We start from the raw sequence: 1,429 nt of genomic DNA on the forward strand, positions 1-1,429 counted from the left end.
GAACGGAACCCCCATGAGCGAGACCGCCCGTACCTACGATGTGATCGTCATCGGCGCAGGACCGGTCGGCGAGAACGTCGCCGAACGCACCCGCGCGGCAGGGCTCAGTACCGTGATCGTGGAGCGTGAACTGCTCGGCGGCGAATGCTCGTTCTGGGCCTGCGACCCCAGCAAGGCTCTGCTGCGTCCCGTCGTGGCGCGTGCCGACGCCCGCCGCGTACCCGGGCTGAGCCACGCCGTCGCCGGACCGCTGGACGTGGAGGCCGTCCTCGCCCACCGCGACAAGATGGCCTCCTACTGGAAGGACGACGACCAAGTCGACTGGCTGGAATCGGTGTCGGTCGATCTCGTACGCGGCCACGGCCGGCTGGACGGGCCGCGCAAGGTCAGCGTGCGAACGCCCGAAGGCGACACGGTCAGGCTCACGGCGCGGTACGCGGTGGCCGTCTCCACGGGGACCAGCGCGGCCCTGCCCGGCATTCCCGGGCTCGAGAACGTGCGGCCCTGGACGAGCCGGGAAGCGACCAGTTCCGACCGTGTGCCCGCCCGTCTGGTCGTGGTGGGCGGCGGCGTCGTGGCCGTCGAGATGGCCACCGTCTGGCAGGCGCTCGGCTCCCAGGTGACGATGCTGGTCCTCGAGGACGGGCTGCTGCAGCGGATGGAGCCGTTCGCCGGTGAACTGGTCACCGACGGACTGCGCGAAGCCGGCGTCGACATCCGGTTCGCGACGTCCGCCGCCTCGGTAGGACGTGAGAACGGCGAGGTGCGCGTCACCCTCGCGGGCGGCGGCGAACTGCTCGCCGACGAGATCCTCTTGGCGACCGGACGAACGCCAAGGACCTGGGACCTGGGTCTGGAGACCATCGGCCTCACCCCGGGCGACTGGCTGAAGGTGGACGACACCTTCCGCGTGACCGACGTCGCCGACGGCTGGTTCTACGCCGTCGGCGACGTCAACCAACGAGCCCTGCTGACCCACCAGGGCAAGTACCAGGCCCGCATCGCCGGCACCGTCATCGGCGCCCGGGCCAAGGGAGAACAGGTCGACGACGCCCCCTGGGGCGCTCATGTCGCGACGGCCGACAGGACGGCCGTGCCCCAGGTCGTCTTCACCCACCCCGAAGTCGCATCCGTCGGCCTGACCACACGTGAGGCCGAACAGAGCGGCCGCCGGATCAAGGTGGTGGACTACGACCTCTCCCACGTCGCGGGCGCGCACCAGTACGCCGACGGCTACCGCGGCCAGGCACGCATGCTCATCGACCTCGACCGCGACACCGTCGCCGGCGTCACCTTCGCCGGGCCCGGAGTCGGAGAGCTCCTGCACTCAGCCACCATCGCCGTCGCGGGCGAAGTGCCGATCGACCGACTCTGGCACGCCGTCCCGGCCTTCCCCACCATCAGCGAAGTCTGGCTGAGGCTGCTGGAG

The 1,429-nt window shown here is 70.7% G+C and carries 1 protein-coding gene; it reads left to right on the plus strand.

What is annotated here, in order from left to right; genetic code table 11:
* Nucleotides 1–13 precede the first annotated feature (13 nt).
* Nucleotides 14–1,429 (plus strand): dihydrolipoyl dehydrogenase family protein (locus tag H305_RS0143635; protein WP_037767558.1); only part of this gene is annotated, 1,416 nt, incomplete at its 3' end.

Origin of the sequence: Streptomyces sp. 142MFCol3.1 (assembly GCF_000424945.1) — a bacterium.
GTDB lineage: Bacteria > Actinomycetota > Actinomycetes > Streptomycetales > Streptomycetaceae > Streptomyces > Streptomyces siamensis.